The sequence below is a fragment of the Siphonobacter sp. SORGH_AS_0500 genome (genome assembly GCF_031453245.1).
Lineage (GTDB): Bacteria > Bacteroidota > Bacteroidia > Cytophagales > Spirosomataceae > Siphonobacter.
In genome coordinates, this window is record NZ_JAVIYT010000004.1 from 22,019 (window position 1) to 37,159 (window position 15,141).

The window sequence follows — 15,141 nt, forward strand, 5'->3', positions numbered from 1 at the left end:
AAGCGAAGGATCTTATGTAGTGAGGTGAATGCTTTATGGAAGGGAAATCAATACTCCCGCAGCCACTCGGCTTTATTAAGTGACGAATATAATATCCAGGCCTTTGGCCAGTGGTAACCAAAGCATTTAATAAGTTAAACAAGCTTTCAGTTACCTATTAGATAGATGGTCCCAGAGGCTTACAGTTAGCAGAGCCGAGCGACGGCGGGTAAAATGATCTCGAGTACACGTATGACCCAAAGCGAAAAATCCTATCTGCGACTTAGCCTGTATCAACAGAATTACGAGAAAAAATCTTTAAGACTAAATCGCCTAAAGCCTTTTCAGGATTGGGAAGAATGCGAAGGTTATGCCCTGATAATAACCAATTTGGCAGGTATACTTCCGTACTATTTTCGCGAATATGAATAGCCTATTGACAAAAATTTGGATTCGATTAAATGGAAGGGATTTAAGCTCAGGCAGGGGAAGTCTTTTTCAAAAAATTAATAAGTAACGTTCCGCTTTAGTTACAAGTATATACTGAGTAGTTTAAATAGATCAAAACAAAGGTATAAAGCCTTAGCGAATAAACGCGTTTGTTTGCAGAATTAATGCAATTATCATTCATTAATAAATATAAAGATAAAATAAACTTTCATGAGTTTTTGAAAAGAGTATATTAAGTATATTAAAACGGACGATAAAATAACAAGCGAAGAAGTTTATTCTTAGTAGTGGAATGAATAACAAGCCGTTTAGCCAAGAGCTAGATGACGACAGATACACCATTTAGTAGTTCTTTCCGAAAGAAATTTTTCGGAACTTCCAGGAGTTTTAGAAAGTCATTACAATCAATACCTATTGATTAATAAAAACGCTCTTCCTTATTACCAGGAAGAGCGTCAAATGATTTCAGTTTAGTTTTTGGAGCTTACGATTTATTAAGTTATTTGACTTAATAAACTTAATTTTTACTAGACAAATGTACTTAAATTTTTTAAAATGAATAGTTAGTAGAAGATAACTATTTTATCGCTTCATCGCGAATATTTCAGTAGCAATTGAAGGCTGTTTTTTAATTCGTCAGAATTTTTGAAAGACTCGAAGAACTCGTCTTCAAAATTTTCCACTCGCTCAATGGCAGCTTCCAACGTTGACTTTCCTTCGAGTGTCAGGGTAATTACCTTTGCCCTAGTGTCGGTTTTATGCGGAGTCCGAGTCAGTAACCCCTTCATTTCAAGGGTCCGAACTACGGTTGACGTCGTCATGGGGTCGACTTTGGTGTGCTCGGATAAATCAACCTGCGTAACCTGTTCCTTTGAAAGACTATTCCAGCCCACACTCGCCAGCAGGGCAAATTGGGTGTGCGTTAAATCAAAAGGATCAAGCTGAGCTTTCAGCTCTCGCTGCCAGAGATTACTGACTTTCCACAATAGAAATCCATTACTGTCTTCCGACATACTGAAGGTAGATAGGGTAATGGCATTTTCGCTTTTCATAAGTAGGAGTTAAATGATGAAACCATTACAGCAAGCAAGCTTACCGATAAGATAATAAAAAACTGAAAACGAACCTTTAGCAAAACGAACTTCTGATCAAAAATGGAAAATGATAAATAAGACATTCGAAATGTGGGTTAATTAGGTTCGTTGAAATATTAATTCCTCATTAAAATCTAACCTGGGTTGATAGATATAGGTCAAATTCATTACGGAAACAGTTGATAAATTGCCTCTTAAAGGTCATAAAAAGTAGCTGATTCTATATTGAAGCATATCTTTTAGAGAAGGCTAACTGAAAATAATAGAATCTAGTAAGCGGTATTTTGAATTAATTTAGAAAAACATCAATGGTATTAAAGTATAAAGCATGGGCATTACTTACGGAGGGAAGTAAGGTTTATGATAGGGTTACTCTCATGAATGATTTACGAGATTATTAATAAGACGAAGATAATACTATTTTATACTTAATTGATACGCTTTATTAAGTTGTTAAGGAGGTAAAGAATAATAAATGGCATAATCCTTTTCGGGAGGTGACGCATCATTCACTCACGTTTCCGAATTGTATGCTAAAAATTGGTTATCACTCCTCACACGAACAATTTAAACCCAGTTTATTACTGAAGCTTGTGCAACAAGCCCAGCAAGCGGGTTTCACGGCAGGTTCCTGTTCCGATCATTTTAATCCCTGGACTACCCGTCAGGGTGAAAGCGGATTTGCCTGGTCCTGGCTCGCAGCGGCTTTGCAGGCTACTTCTCTGGATTTTGGCGTTGTCAATGCCCCTGGTCAGCGGTACCATCCGGCCATTATCGCTCAGGCTGCGGCAACATTGGCCGAAATGTTTCCCGAACGTTTCTGGATTGCGGTGGGAAGCGGGCAAGCTCTAAATGAACACATCACTGGCGATCAGTGGCCCCGGAAAGAAGACCGCAATCAACGTTTGAAAGAATGTGTGGACATCATTAGAGCTCTGTGGGCGGGTGAAACCGTAACTCACAAAGGATTAGTAACGGTCGATGAAGCGAAGCTCTACACCCGTCCCGTTGTTAATCCTTTGATTGTGGGAGCAGCTATTACGCCCCAAACAGCTCAATGGGTAGGGGGCTGGGCAGATGCCCTCATCACCGTTTCCCAACCGATGGATGACCTGAAAAAAGTAGTGAATGCGTTTCGGAGGGGCGGTGGAGAAAATAAACCGATGTTTTTGAAAGTACAGCTATCCTATGCCCGAAGCCAGCAGGAAGCCCAGCAAATGGCCCATGAACAGTGGAAAAGTAATGTACTACCGAACAGTGTATTAACTGAGCTGCGAAATCCCAGCCAGTTTGATGACCTGGGCGATCAGGTAAATCCGGCGGTCATCGACAAAATGATTCATATTTCAGCCGATCCTGCCCAGCATGTGGCCTGGTTACAACAGTATGTCGAGATGGGTTTTGAGCGTCTCATGTTGCATAATGTGAATACCGAGCAGGAGCTTTTCATCAACGCTTTTGGCGAAAAGGTATTACCTCAACTGCTGAAGTAAAAACCTGAAAACATTTTATCGCTGAAAGGTCTTATTCAGGAAGATAGATTCAAGACCTCAAACCTATGCGTTCAGATATACTAATTGTAGGAGGGGGCCTGGCGGGGCTAACGGCGGGAATCCATCTGGCTCAGTTGGGTTTTGAGGTCACATTGCTGGAGAAACAGGTGTTTCCCAATCATAAGGTTTGTGGGGAATATATCTCAAACGAAGTTCGTCCGTATCTGGATTCGCTGGGAGTAGGAATCGACACCTTTCAGCCTTCTGAGATTTCAGAATTCTTACTGACCACACCTGCCGGTCAGCCGCTACAAACCAGCCTTCCGCTGGGCGGATTTGGCTTGAGCCGTTTCACCCTCGATCAGGCTCTGGCGGATCAGGCCCGCAAATCCGGGGTTAGGATTATACAGGATCAGGTTACTTCCTGGCAATTGGTGAACGATAGATTTGAGGTCACTACGCTTCAAGATAAAGCATACGAAGCCCCTTTGTTGATCGCTGCTTATGGAAAACGATCAGCTCTGGATAAGCAGTTACCAAAATCCCCCTGGATGGCGATAAAAGGGCATTATCAGCTAGATTTTCCTTCAAACTTGATTGCTCTTAATACGTTTTCGGGTGGGTATTGCGGAATTTCTAAAGTCGAGAAAGAGCGGGTAAATGCCTGCTATCTGGTTCAAACGGAAGTGTTTAAACCCTACCGTACCCCGGAAGAATTCCAGCAGCAGGTCATGAGTAAGAATCCTTTTCTGAAAGATTTTTTTGCGAGAGCTCAACCGCTTTTTGAAAAGTCTCTGACCATTAGCCAGATTTCTTTTGCGGCCAAGCCTGCGGTAGAGAATCACGTATTACGTTGCGGTGATACCGCCGGGCTGATTCATCCGCTGTGTGGAAACGGCATGGCAATGGCTATTCACAGTGCCCGGCTGGCGGTGGAAGCCATTACGTCGTATCGGCAACACGGGAACCGCTCTCAATTGGAAAGTCAGTATAGCAAAGCCTGGCATCGGAAATTCAATTCTCGTCTTCGGGCGGGGCGGCTGGTTCAACATGTGCTCCAACAACCCCGATTAACCGCCGCCCTGGCCCGGCTAGCTCCCAACGTACCTGGATTAGTATCTTTTATCATTCGTCAAACTCACGGAGAATTAATACCCCCTGCCTATGTCCATCAATACTCATAAACGTAGCCAGCAGGCCGAAGTAATGGATGATTTTTTGCTGGAAGGCGAAGAGTTACGAAAGACGCTGGACGAAATCGCCACCATTAACCGCTGGCTGGGAGGGAATTCCGTTACCTTGAATGGTTTAAAAAAAGTAATGGCTGAAGTTTCTGAAAGCCAGTGTATTACGGTGGTGGATATCGGCTGTGGGAATGGCGACATGTGCCGGGAAGTGGCAGCGTGGGGTCGGAAAAACAAGCGAGCTTTCACCATCCGGGGTGTAGATGCCAACGCTTTTACCATTGCTCACGCTCAGGAGTTGTCACGAGATTACCCGGAGATTTCCTATGAAGTGATCGATGTCTTTAGTCCTGCATTTACGGAGGAAAGTTACGACCTGGTGCTGGCTACGCTAACGATGCATCATTTCAGTGATACCGAGATTCTATACCTCATGAACCTATTCAATGCAAAAGCCCGCATTGGCGTCATCATCAACGATCTACAGCGAAGTAAGCTGGCCTACCAGTTATTCAATCTGGTGTGCCGGGTTTTCCGCCTTAAGGATATGACTCGTCAGGACGGATTGATTTCCATTCTGCGAGGTTTTAAAAAACACGAGCTACAAACCTTTTCGCGGCAGGTTTCCTTTGCTTCCGTTCATCTGAGTTGGAAATGGGCCTTCCGCTACCAATGGATTCTGAAAAATATATGAGTGTTCGCATTACCACTGTAGCCAAAGCCTTACCGCCCCATTCGCGGGCGACGGAGGATATTTTACCTTTTCTGGATACCTGGTTGGCTGGGCAGGATTCTCGTTTTCAACGAAAAGTAAGTAAGATTTTTGAAAACGCGGCTGTTGATCAACGGTACTCCATCATGTCGCCAGAAGAGGTTTTTACTCAAACAACCTTTGAGGACAAAAACCTGATTTACCGTCGGGAAGTCGTTAAGTTAGGGGAGGAAGTGGTAACCAAAGCTCTTACTCAGGCGAAGTGGAAAGCCACCGATATTGACTATTTCATTACCGTCAGTTGTACGGGTATGATGATTCCGTCGGTGGATGCTTTTTTGATTAACAAACTCCAGATGCGGCAGGATGTCGTTCGCTTACCCGTGACGGAGATGGGTTGTGTTGCGGGCGTTTCCGGCATTATTTACGCAAAGAATTTTCTTCAGTCTAACCCCGGTAAGCGGGCGGCGGTATTAGCTATCGAAGCTCCTACGGCCACCTTTCAGCTCGATGATTATTCGATGGCCAACATCGTTAGTGCGGCGATTTTCGGAGACGGAGCGGCCTGCGTGTTACTCTCTTCGGACGAAGCAGACGAAGGCCCTGAAATTCTGGATCAGGAAATGTATCACTTCTATGATTCCATTGAAATCATGGGTTTTGATCTGACCAATTCGGGCTTACAAATGGTGTTGGATAAATCGGTTCCTGAAACCATTGCGGCTCACTTTTCGGCTATTGTTGAGCCTTTTCTGGCTAAAAATAAGCTGAGCCCTTCAGACATCTCACACCTGATTTTTCACCCCGGTGGTAAGAAAATTGTCGAGACTGTGGAAGAGTTATTTGGGCAATGGGGCAAAAATCTGGACGACACGCGGGAAGTATTAAGGCAATTCGGTAACATGTCGAGTGCCACCGTGTTATACGTGCTGGAGCGATTTATGAATCGGAAACCTGAAAGCGGATCGTACGGCCTCATGCTCAGTTTTGGTCCCGGATTTACGGCCCAGCGGGTCTTACTGCAATGGTAATAAACGAAGAAACGATCCGGGCTAAATTGCCTTACCGCGAACCTTTTCTGTTTGTTGGAAAGCTATCACGTATAGATGAGAACGGTGTTGAAGGAAGTTATACCTTTCCAGAAAATGCCTTCTATTACCAGGGTCATTTCAAAGATTACCCCGTTACACCGGGTGTGATACTAACGGAGGTGATGGCTCAGATCGGCGTGGTTTGTCTGGGTATTTTCTTACAACCCGCTCTGGAAGAAGGAGCCGTAGCTCTCACGTCTTCGCAGATCGATTTTTATCGTCCCGTTTATCCTGCAGAAACCGTCAGGGTTACTTCTCGAAAAGAATATTTCCGATTTCAGAAACTAAAGTGTCAGGTAGAAATGCATAACGAAGCGGGCGAACTCGTCTGTCGGGGGTCTATTGCCGGAATGTTTAAAGCCAAAACGGATGCGTAAACGGGTCGTTATTACGGGATTGGGCGTAGCTGCTCCCAATGGAGTGGGCATTCCGGCCTTTACCGAAGCCATTCAGCACGGAAGAAGTGGAATCCGCTTTTTGCCCCAACTGGCAGAGCTGAAATTCTCCTGTCAGGTAGGAGGGATTCCGCCCGTTACGGATGCTATTAAAGCTCATTACTTCAGTGAGTTACAATTAAAGCAACTCAATTCCAGCGGTATTTTGTACGGCGTTATTGCGGGCATGGAAGCCTGGCAAAACGCAGGCCTGGCTCCGGCTGAAAACGAGCCCGACTGGGAAAGCGGGATGGTGTTTGGAACGGGTATGCTCGGTGTTGATAAATTCAGGGAAGCGATTTATAAAGTGGACGAAGGTCAGGTGCGACGGCTGGGAAGTACGGTGGTAACGCAAACCATGGCCAGTGGCATCAGTGCTTATTTGGGCGGAATGCTGGGAATGGGTAACCAAATTACAACTAATTCGTCGGCCTGTGCTACGGGAACGGAGGCCATTCTCATGGCTTACGAACGCGTGGCAAACGGACAGGCTATCCGCATGTTGGCGGGAAGCTGTAATGATCATGGGCCGTACATTTGGGGCGGTTTTGACGCCATGCGGGTCATGACGTACCAGCACAACGACTATCCCGAACAGGCTTCCCGACCGCTGAGTGCTACGGCTTCGGGTTTCGTACCCGGCAGTGGGGCCGGGGCTTTGGTGGTCGAGAGTCTGGAAAGTGCTATAGAGCGAAAAGCTCCCATTTATGCCGAAATTCTGGGTGGGCATGTAAACTCGGGCGGGCAGCGTCAGGGTGGTACCCTGACGGCCCCTAATCCTTTTGCGGTTCGTCGATGCATTGAGAAAGCTCTTGAATCGGCAGAGGTTGAAGGTTCAGCTATAGATTTGATTGACGGTCATCTGACGGCGACGATCAAAGATGCGGCTGAAATTCTGGCCTGGACGCAGGCTTTGGGGCGGCAGGGGAGCGATTTCCCTTTTATTAACTCCCTGAAAGGCATGGTAGGGCATTGTTTGAGTGCAGCCGGAGCCATCGAAAGCGTGGCTGCGGTGTTGGAGTTACACCATGATTTTATGTACCCTTCGCTCAACAGTGAAGATCTTCACCCCGAAACGGCGGCCCTGATCTCGCCGGATCGGATTCCTCAACAAATGATCCGCCAGTCGGTTACTACCGTAGCAAAAGCCAATTTTGGTTTTGGAGACGTAAACGCCTGTCTGATTTTAAAGAAATATCCATGAACGAAGTAGAAGTAATCGAGCGACTCAAAACCATTATTAAGCCTTACGTGCAGGACACGCAAGCCTGGGAAGACCTTACCCCGGAAACCGATTTAATGAAAGATCTGAAAATCAATTCCGCCAATCTGGTGGATATTGTGCTGGACGTGGAAGAGGCTTATAACATCACCATTGATAACGAAGCCATGGAACGCATGTTAACCGTCGGGGCGGCCATGGATATTATCAGAGAAAAGCTGGCATGATTGATCTGGTGGACTGGGCTCAGGCAAAAGCAGATAGCCACTGGCGACGAAAAGGCTTTTTAGCGAAAGTTTTTTCGTCACAGGAACAGCAGCTTATTACTACCGCTGCCGATCCCGATGTCATGGTCTGGACACTCTGGAGTATGAAAGAAAGTGCCTATAAGTTATCGTTCATACAAAATCCCGTAAGGCGTTATGCTACAACGGCCCTTGTCTGTCAGATCAATAGCTTTGATGCAAAGTTCATGAGCGGGGAAGTCTATTATACCCAGCAACGCTTCTATACCCAGTCTTTTTTAAGGGATTCATACATAGTAACAGTCTCCTCTCACACAACGGCTTTTCAGGAACCCATCATCGTCCCGTTTAGGAAGTCAGATTATACCAGTCAGCATGCAGCAATGCAGCAAAGCATCTGTTCGCACTTTTACCAACGGTTTGGTTCATCGGCGAAAATGACTCTAAGCCGAACCCCGGAAGGGATTATTTCTATTACTTCGTCGCATGGGCAACTCCTGGTTCCCTGCACGCATCATGGCCATTTCGGAGCTTTTCTCTTCATAGCCCAACGATAAAGAAATCGCTGGCCCGATCATTTTAGTTAAGCGAGTATCTAACCTCAAACGCATGAAAACAACGCTACAACTACGGGTGAACGGAGCCTCGCATACGCTTACCCTTGATCCGACTACTCCTTTATTATACGTCCTTCGCAATCAATTGCAACTTAATGGTCCCAAGTTTGGCTGTGGTTTGCAACAGTGCGGAGCCTGCATGGTGCTGCTGGATGGCAAAGCCCAGCCTAGCTGCATGATTGCCGTTGAGGTAGTTAAAAATCAGGAAATTACTACACTGGAAGGTATTGGGTCGGCCCAGAAACTTCATCCACTTCAGCAGGCTTTTATTGACGAACAGGCAGCTCAGTGTGGGTATTGTCTGAATGGAATGCTCATGTCAGCCGTTTCCGTATTAGCGGAAAATCCGAAAGCCGATGATGCCGCCATTCGGGAGGGACTGGAACGGGTGCATTGCCGCTGCGGAACGCAGGCTCGTTTTTTGAGAGCGGTGAAACGAGTCATTCGATAAATGTCTGCCGCAATGAAAACCACGAGACGAACCTTTATGCAAAGCTTGGGCGTGCTAACGATTGGCTTTGCATTACCTTTTCCGGAGGCCGATGAGTTACCCGGAAGTTTAAAGAAAACGCCACAGGTAAATGCCTGGCTAGAAATTCTCGCCGACGGAAGCGTACGGGTTTTTACCGGAAAGATAGAAATGGGACAGGGGATTCGCACAGCCGTAGCCCAGATGGCAGCGGAAGAACTGGATCTTTCGATACACCAGGTAGAAGTAGTTATGGCCGACACCGAACGTACACCCAACGAAACCTATACGGCGGGGAGTGCTTCTATTGAGAATAGTGCCATAGCCGTTCGATATGCCGCAGCTATGGCTCGCCAGAAGCTGCTGGAACTGGCTGCTCAGCAGTTTCAAACGCAGGTGGATCGGCTGGAGATTAAAAAGGGAGTTATCCATTATAAAAGGCAGCAACGCCGTTTTTCAGAGGTTTTACAGGGACAGCAAATTCGGGATGAAGTACGAATGCCAGTACCCTTAAAGCCAAAGCATAGGTACGAGTGGGTGGGCAAACCCATACACCGGGGTGAAATTGAGAAAATGGTCAGAGCAGAAACCTGGTACGTGCAGGATTTACGTTTTCCCGGCATGCTTCACGCCCGCATTGCCCGCCCGCCTTCGTATGAGTCTCGGCTCCAGTCATTTAATGAAGCGGCTCTTCAAAAGCAATTTCCGGGTCTGAATAAGCCCATCGTTAATGGTAGTTTTATCGGAATTGTCGGCCCGGATGAATTCGAGGTAACACAGGCTCAAACCTGGCTTAAAAACCAGATTCGCTGGTCAGAAGGTAAGCCATTACCCGCTCAGAAAACGTTAGTTACCTATCTAAAATCATTACCCGGGAAAACGGATAAAGTAACGCAACGCGGACAGGTTACCAGTAATGCTACCTGGAAAGCCCGATATGTGAAACCTTATCTGATGCATGGCTCCATTGGTCCTTCCTGTGCGGTGGCTTGGTATCAAAACAAAAAATTACAGATTTGGACGCACTCGCAGGGGGTGTATCCCTTGCGGGAAGCGATTCATCAGATGCTGGACTTACCGCTCGAACAAATTCACGTCATTGGCGTAGCGGGTTCCGGTTGTTATGGTCACAATGGGGCCGACGATGTCGCAGCTGAAGCGGCTTTGCTGGCCCTGGCTATACCTGAAACACCCATTCGACTGCAATGGTCCCGAGAAGACGAACACGCCTGGGAGCCTTATGGGAGTGCCATGGTGTTCGAAGTGGAAGCCCGGCTGGACGATCAGGGATACATCCAGGAGTGGAAATATGACCTCTGGTCGGATACGCACAGCACCCGGCCCGGCGGGAATCCCGAAAACTTACTTCCCGCCCGTTACCTCAAGAAAGACTTCACGCCTAGCAGAAAACTGGAAGTAAACGGCGGCATGGTGCGTAATTCAGAACCTTATTATGCCATTGCCAATCTCGACATTACGGCTCATCGTTTCAGTGGTCCGCTGCGGGTATCCGCCCTGCGAAGTTTGGGAGGCTATGGAAATGTATTGGCCATTGAGTCATTCATGGACGAGCTGGCCGAAAAAGCCCGCAAAGATCCCTTCGATTTTCGGATCATGCACCTGAAAGATCATCGGGCCATCGAAGTGCTGAAGAAATTACAATTGCTCATTGAAAAAGAACCCGTTAGACCCAATGAAGGCATTGGCATTGCCTTTGCCCGGTATAAAAATACGGCGGCCTACTGTGCCGTAGCCGCCCACGTCAGCGTTGTGCAAAGCTCTGTTCGGGTGCTCAAATTATGGGCCGTAATTGATGCCGGGGAAGTCATTAATAGCGATGGTATTAAAAATCAGACCGAAGGCGGAATGATTCAATCTGCCAGTTGGACCATTAAAGAAGAAGTAAAATTTGATACTCACCAACCCGTTTCCCGCGATTGGTATTCGTATCCAATTTTACGCATGAGCGAAATTCCTGAAGTCGAAGTAGAGGTCATTAATCGACCCGAAGAAAAGCCGCTTGGAGCCGGAGAAGCCGTTCAGGGACCCACCGCTGCTGCCCTGGCTAACGCATATTACCGGGCTAGCGGGCACCGGGTAAGGGACTTTCCACTGCTAAAAGAAAGCTATCAGGAGCAGATCACACCCAACGATTAGCATGGTTTTGGCACGATTATTGGGCATTATTCAGGCAAGTAAAATCATTGATTTTCATCCTAGCGTCTGTCCTTATCTCAACTTATAATCATACCTACTACGAGTGACTATGGATATTTTTGAATCAGCCCGAAAAAATAATATTGAAGCATTAAAAGCTAACCTTCAGGACACTCCGGTGGATGAACGGGATACGCGGGGAAGTACACCACTGATTCTGGCTGCGTATTACCAGCATCCAGAAGCCGTTACGCTCTTACTGGAATCGGGGGCTGACCCTGAGCTACAGGACGGCATGGGCAATACCGCCTTGATGGGTGTATGCTTTAAGGGATGTACCGAAATTGCCCGCATTTTACTCGAACACGGAGCTAATGTAGACACGGTGAATGGAAACGGGGCTACGGCTTTAACCTTCGCCGCCACCTTTGGGCATAAAGATTTGGTACAGCTACTGCTGGAGTACGGAGCTAATCCATACGTTCAGGATCGTTTTGGAAAAAATCCCATCGATCATGCCATGATTCAGGAAAATGCCGAATGCTATGAAATGTTGGTAGCTTCTTTACAAACGAGCAAATCCTCTAATTAAATCAAATAACTATGAGTAATGAAAACGGTGCAGGTCAGAACGGTTCTGACGGCAAAAAAACCTTGACTACCCGACAGGGACATCCAATTACGGATAATCAGAACATCAGAACGGTAGGTAATCGTGGTCCGGCTACGATGGAAAACTACCAGTTCCTTGAAAAGATCTCTCATTTTGATCGCGAACGCGTGCCCGAGCGGGTCGTTCATGCTCGGGGAGCGGGAGCTCACGGCGTGTTTGAAGCTTACGGAACTGTTGGCGACGAACCCATCTCTAAATATACCCGAGCAAAACTTTTTCAGGAAAAAGGGAAGCAAACGCCGGTCTTTGTGCGTTTCTCCACGGTTATTCACGGGGGACATTCGCCGGAGACTTTACGAGATCCCCGTGGCTTTGCGGTTAAGTTCTATACCGAAGATGGCAACTGGGATCTGGTAGGTAACAACCTGAAGGTATTCTTCATTCGGGATGCCATGAAGTTCCCGGATCTGGTGCATGCTTTCAAACCCGATCCCTTAACCAACCAGCAGGATGGGGGACGTATTTTTGATTTCATCAGCGGTACGCCAGAAGCTCTGCACATGATTACCTTCCTGTTTTCACCCTGGGGGATTCCGGCCAACTACCGGCAAATGCAGGGTTCAGGCGTAAACACCTATAAATGGGTGAATGCGGAAGGGGAAGCAGTACTGGTGAAGTACCACTGGGAGCCATTACAGGGTATTAAAAACCTGACGCAGCAACAGGCGGAGGAAATTCAGGGCAAGAACTTTAACCACGCCACTCAGGATCTGTACGAAGCCATCAAAGACGGTAATTACCCTGAATGGGAGTTATTCGTACAAATCATGAGCGACGATGACCATCCAGAGCTGGATTTTGATCCGCTGGATGATACCAAACTCTGGCCTCAGGATCAATTCCCCTGGTTACCTGTAGGAAAAATGACGCTGAACCGTAATCCAGAAAACTACTTTGCTGAAGTAGAACAGTCTGCTTTCGGAACGGGAGTACTGGTAGATGGGTTGGATTTTTCGGATGATAAAATGCTTCAGGGCCGGACGTTCTCGTATTCTGATACCCAGCGGTACCGGGTCGGAACCAATTATCTACAACTGCCTATCAATGCCCCTAAAACCCATATTGCGACCAACCAGCGGGATGGACAAATGGCTTATAGTGTTGACGCCGCTAAAGGAGCAAATCCGCACGTAAACTACGAGCCTTCCCGACTGAATGGACTGAAAGAAGCTCCGAAGGCGGGTAAAGATTACGAACCTCATTATTCTGCGAAATTGGTTCGTCAGAAAATTGACCGTCAGAATAATTTTGCTCAGGCTGGCGAACGTTACCGTACGTTTGAAGACTGGGAGCGGGAAGATCTGATTACCAATCTGGTCAATACACTGGCTTCGGCCCACGAAGAGGTGCAAAAGAAAATGGTAGAACTCTTTTATCAATGCGATGAAGACTACGGTCGTCGGGTTGAAGAAGGCTTACAAGCCGTTGCGGGTCAGGGCATTCAGAAAGGCCCCATCGGTACAACTTCTACCTTAGAAGCCGCTCATTCTGCTGAAGAGCAGGAACATGAGGCCAAGCCTTATTAATTGACTAACCAAAAGTGTATGGGTAAAAGAGCTGGATTTTTAGTCCAGCTCTTTTGCGTTACCTGATCCATTACTTCCCGAAAACAGCCCGATAATCGTTCGCAAAACGACTAAAAGGAGAAGCGGATTGCCCGGTTACTTCTGCTACGGTTGGGGTAACCAGTGATGCTTCACCGCGACTGTAATGAGCATAATCTTCTATAAGTCCGGCCGCCTGCCATTCCGGAAAACCTACTTCCAGTAAGGCCTGATGCATGACTTCAGGCTCCACATCTACATAACGAATTTCTTTACCTACAGCCCTTGAAAGTTCAGCGGCCATTGCGGTATGAGTCAGGGCCTGTGGTCCAGTTAAGGGATAGATTTTCCCAGCGTGCCCATCTTCCGTTAAGCAATGAAAAGCGACTCGGGCAATGTCCCTAATGTCAATCACACTGACGGGAGCGTCTCCAGCGGAGGCAAAAAACATTCCCTTCGTTTGAATAACGTCTTTAAAGCCTAGTAAGCCCTGCATAAAAAGGTTAGGGCGTAGGAAGGTATACGAAATCCCAGCGTCTTGTATCGCCTTTTCAACGATGGCGTGGTAACGTAGAAAACGGACGGGAGAATGAACCTCGGCGGCAAATTGGGAAAGTTTGACCAACTGTTTGAGGCCCGTTTGCTGGGCTGCAGCTACGAAAGCTAACTGTTGTTCTTCTGCTTTGGCGGAAGAATTAGTGAGTAAAAAGGCTCGATCGATGCCCGTTAAGGCTTTTTCTAAACTTTCTGGTTCATCAAAATCACCGATAACCACTTCTACCGAAGGAACTGACTTCCAGACTTCAGCTTTTTCCAGTGATCGAACCATGACTCGGAAAGAATAGCCTTTTTGTTGGAGCAATGTAGTTAACTCCAAACCAATGGTGCCCGTAGCACCAGTTATTAATAAGGATGGCGTTTGCATAGGATGTTTTTATTTGAACACCCCAAAATTCTGCAAAGCATGATTTCAGAAATTGTAAGAAAACGAAAGGGGAATTATAGAAATGTCTTTATGCTTACCGCTGTTGACAGATTCTTAAAACGATTTACAAGTAGCATAGGTCCAATTGGCGATGGTGACAATGCTCTTAGGAATATCTTTCAGCAAGCAATGGTGATCGTATGGAAACGCGAGAAGAGAAATATGAAACCGTGCAGTACGAGTGGGATCGATTGCAAAAGTTATGGGAGATGGGATGTTTAATGGGTCTGAATTGAGGTATAGTGAGTAATGATAGTTTTCAAATTATTATAAAGGAACATGCCTGCCGTTTGGAGTGCATGTTTTTGTTACCCATTTATAGGGATTTTAATTAAAAATTTATTTATATTCTTTTACAAGAAAATCAGTTAAAATATCATTAACTCTATAATATTTAGATAATCTCAAGCATATGGCTAGTTTACGTTTTCGCCTTAAATCTAAAAATGTTGTTTTTTCATCTATTTCATTTGGTCCATTTTTGAGCATTAATCCTAATCAATATAAAAAATATTCTAATGAAATAGGAATAGATCTATATATTTCAAGTCTACCTATTTCAAATTTTTACACTGACAAAAATCCATTTAGGCTTGTGGTTATCGCTAGCGTTCATGATAATAGATATGATTGGAGTTGGGAATTAGAAATCTGGGTTAATGATAAAGAAACCAAACCTCATTTAGTCAAAAGTAATTACACAAACAATGACGGACCTAATAAAGATACCTATGTCGCAATTCTGTAGATATTCCATATTAAATGGAACATGGCTCCTGTTATTGACAATTA

General features: G+C 46.0%; 15 protein-coding genes. 13 read left to right on the plus strand and 2 right to left on the minus strand.

Annotated features, from left to right (window positions below; translation table 11 throughout):
• Nucleotides 1-1,019: 1,019 nt before the first annotated feature.
• On the minus strand, nucleotides 1,020-1,481 hold the full coding sequence (locus tag QE357_RS20695; RefSeq protein WP_309711806.1) for a MarR family transcriptional regulator: 462 nt from the start codon (nucleotides 1,479-1,481) through the stop codon (nucleotides 1,020-1,022).
• 572 nt (nucleotides 1,482-2,053) lie between these two features.
• On the opposite strand from QE357_RS20695, the gene QE357_RS20700 reads away from it, so the two are divergent.
• The 12 genes from QE357_RS20700 to QE357_RS20755 all read left to right on the plus strand — a co-directional run bounded on the left by QE357_RS20700 (nucleotide 2,054) and on the right by QE357_RS20755 (nucleotide 13,346).
• Nucleotides 2,054-3,016 carry a TIGR03885 family FMN-dependent LLM class oxidoreductase gene (locus QE357_RS20700; protein WP_307143646.1) on the plus strand — a complete coding sequence of 321 codons (963 nt, stop codon included), beginning with the start codon at nucleotides 2,054-2,056 and terminating at the stop codon, nucleotides 3,014-3,016.
• A gap of 65 nt (nucleotides 3,017-3,081) precedes the next feature.
• On the plus strand, nucleotides 3,082-4,200 hold the full coding sequence (locus QE357_RS20705) for an FAD-dependent oxidoreductase (protein ID WP_309711809.1): 1,119 nt from the start codon (nucleotides 3,082-3,084) through the stop codon (nucleotides 4,198-4,200).
• Nucleotides 4,181-4,894: a methyltransferase domain-containing protein gene (locus QE357_RS20710; RefSeq protein ID WP_309711812.1), complete on the plus strand. Its 714-nt coding sequence runs from the start codon at nucleotides 4,181-4,183 to the stop codon at nucleotides 4,892-4,894. The genes QE357_RS20705 and QE357_RS20710 overlap by 20 nt, the downstream gene beginning before the upstream one ends.
• Nucleotides 4,873-5,943 (plus strand): type III polyketide synthase, encoded by a 1,071-nt coding sequence (locus tag QE357_RS20715; RefSeq protein ID WP_309711815.1) that lies wholly within the window; start codon nucleotides 4,873-4,875, stop codon nucleotides 5,941-5,943. Before QE357_RS20710 ends, QE357_RS20715 begins: the two co-directional genes overlap by 22 nt.
• On the plus strand, nucleotides 5,937-6,380 hold the full coding sequence (locus QE357_RS20720) for a 3-hydroxyacyl-ACP dehydratase FabZ family protein (protein ID WP_309711818.1): 444 nt from the start codon (nucleotides 5,937-5,939) through the stop codon (nucleotides 6,378-6,380). The genes QE357_RS20715 and QE357_RS20720 overlap by 7 nt, the downstream gene beginning before the upstream one ends.
• Complete coding sequence (locus tag QE357_RS20725) at nucleotides 6,373-7,641, plus strand: beta-ketoacyl-[acyl-carrier-protein] synthase family protein (protein WP_309711822.1); 1,269 nt, start codon at nucleotides 6,373-6,375, stop codon at nucleotides 7,639-7,641. Before QE357_RS20720 ends, QE357_RS20725 begins: the two co-directional genes overlap by 8 nt.
• Nucleotides 7,638-7,886: an acyl carrier protein gene (locus QE357_RS20730; RefSeq protein WP_307143559.1), complete on the plus strand. Its 249-nt coding sequence runs from the start codon at nucleotides 7,638-7,640 to the stop codon at nucleotides 7,884-7,886. The genes QE357_RS20725 and QE357_RS20730 overlap by 4 nt, the downstream gene beginning before the upstream one ends.
• Nucleotides 7,883-8,461 carry a 4'-phosphopantetheinyl transferase superfamily protein gene (locus QE357_RS20735; protein ID WP_309711827.1) on the plus strand — a complete coding sequence of 193 codons (579 nt, stop codon included), beginning with the start codon at nucleotides 7,883-7,885 and terminating at the stop codon, nucleotides 8,459-8,461. Before QE357_RS20730 ends, QE357_RS20735 begins: the two co-directional genes overlap by 4 nt.
• A 52-nt stretch (nucleotides 8,462-8,513) precedes the next feature.
• Nucleotides 8,514-8,972, plus strand: a complete 459-nt coding sequence (locus QE357_RS20740) for a 2Fe-2S iron-sulfur cluster-binding protein (RefSeq protein ID WP_309711830.1) — start codon at nucleotides 8,514-8,516, stop codon at nucleotides 8,970-8,972.
• A 12-nt stretch (nucleotides 8,973-8,984) separates the two neighbouring features.
• Complete coding sequence (locus tag QE357_RS20745) at nucleotides 8,985-11,147, plus strand: molybdopterin cofactor-binding domain-containing protein (protein WP_309711833.1); 2,163 nt, start codon at nucleotides 8,985-8,987, stop codon at nucleotides 11,145-11,147.
• Nucleotides 11,148-11,256: 109 nt separating this feature from the next.
• A complete protein-coding gene (locus tag QE357_RS20750; protein WP_309711836.1) occupies nucleotides 11,257-11,739 on the plus strand; it encodes an ankyrin repeat domain-containing protein in 483 nt (160 codons plus the stop codon).
• 11 nt (nucleotides 11,740-11,750) lie between these two features.
• Nucleotides 11,751-13,346: a catalase gene (locus QE357_RS20755; RefSeq protein ID WP_309711839.1), complete on the plus strand. Its 1,596-nt coding sequence runs from the start codon at nucleotides 11,751-11,753 to the stop codon at nucleotides 13,344-13,346.
• 70 nt (nucleotides 13,347-13,416) lie between these two features.
• On the opposite strand, the gene QE357_RS20760 is transcribed toward QE357_RS20755, so the two are convergent.
• Nucleotides 13,417-14,289 carry an SDR family oxidoreductase gene (locus tag QE357_RS20760; protein ID WP_309711841.1) on the minus strand — a complete coding sequence of 291 codons (873 nt, stop codon included), beginning with the start codon at nucleotides 14,287-14,289 and terminating at the stop codon, nucleotides 13,417-13,419.
• 472 nt (nucleotides 14,290-14,761) lie between these two features.
• Between QE357_RS20760 and QE357_RS20765 the strand changes: the two genes are divergently transcribed.
• A complete protein-coding gene (locus QE357_RS20765) occupies nucleotides 14,762-15,097 on the plus strand; it encodes a hypothetical protein (protein WP_309711844.1) in 336 nt (111 codons plus the stop codon).
• Nucleotides 15,098-15,141 lie beyond the last annotated feature (44 nt).

What these genes read in the sequence shown, in the direction of transcription:
- QE357_RS20695 (WP_309711806.1), bottom strand. Translation starts at nt 1,481, where the DNA reads ATGAAAAGCGAAAATGCCATTACCCTATCTACCTTCAGTATGTCGGAA.
- QE357_RS20700 (WP_307143646.1), top strand. Translation starts at nt 2,054, where the DNA reads ATGCTAAAAATTGGTTATCACTCCTCACACGAACAATTTAAACCCAGT.
- QE357_RS20705 (WP_309711809.1), top strand. Translation starts at nt 3,082, where the DNA reads ATGCGTTCAGATATACTAATTGTAGGAGGGGGCCTGGCGGGGCTAACG.
- QE357_RS20710 (WP_309711812.1), top strand. Translation starts at nt 4,181, where the DNA reads ATGTCCATCAATACTCATAAACGTAGCCAGCAGGCCGAAGTAATGGAT.
- QE357_RS20715 (WP_309711815.1), top strand. Translation starts at nt 4,873, where the DNA reads ATGGATTCTGAAAAATATATGAGTGTTCGCATTACCACTGTAGCCAAA.
- QE357_RS20720 (WP_309711818.1), top strand. Translation starts at nt 5,937, where the DNA reads ATGGTAATAAACGAAGAAACGATCCGGGCTAAATTGCCTTACCGCGAA.
- QE357_RS20725 (WP_309711822.1), top strand. Translation starts at nt 6,373, where the DNA reads ATGCGTAAACGGGTCGTTATTACGGGATTGGGCGTAGCTGCTCCCAAT.
- QE357_RS20730 (WP_307143559.1), top strand. Translation starts at nt 7,638, where the DNA reads ATGAACGAAGTAGAAGTAATCGAGCGACTCAAAACCATTATTAAGCCT.
- QE357_RS20735 (WP_309711827.1), top strand. Translation starts at nt 7,883, where the DNA reads ATGATTGATCTGGTGGACTGGGCTCAGGCAAAAGCAGATAGCCACTGG.
- QE357_RS20740 (WP_309711830.1), top strand. Translation starts at nt 8,514, where the DNA reads ATGAAAACAACGCTACAACTACGGGTGAACGGAGCCTCGCATACGCTT.
- QE357_RS20745 (WP_309711833.1), top strand. Translation starts at nt 8,985, where the DNA reads ATGAAAACCACGAGACGAACCTTTATGCAAAGCTTGGGCGTGCTAACG.
- QE357_RS20750 (WP_309711836.1), top strand. Translation starts at nt 11,257, where the DNA reads ATGGATATTTTTGAATCAGCCCGAAAAAATAATATTGAAGCATTAAAA.
- QE357_RS20755 (WP_309711839.1), top strand. Translation starts at nt 11,751, where the DNA reads ATGAGTAATGAAAACGGTGCAGGTCAGAACGGTTCTGACGGCAAAAAA.
- QE357_RS20760 (WP_309711841.1), bottom strand. Translation starts at nt 14,289, where the DNA reads ATGCAAACGCCATCCTTATTAATAACTGGTGCTACGGGCACCATTGGT.
- QE357_RS20765 (WP_309711844.1), top strand. Translation starts at nt 14,762, where the DNA reads ATGGCTAGTTTACGTTTTCGCCTTAAATCTAAAAATGTTGTTTTTTCA.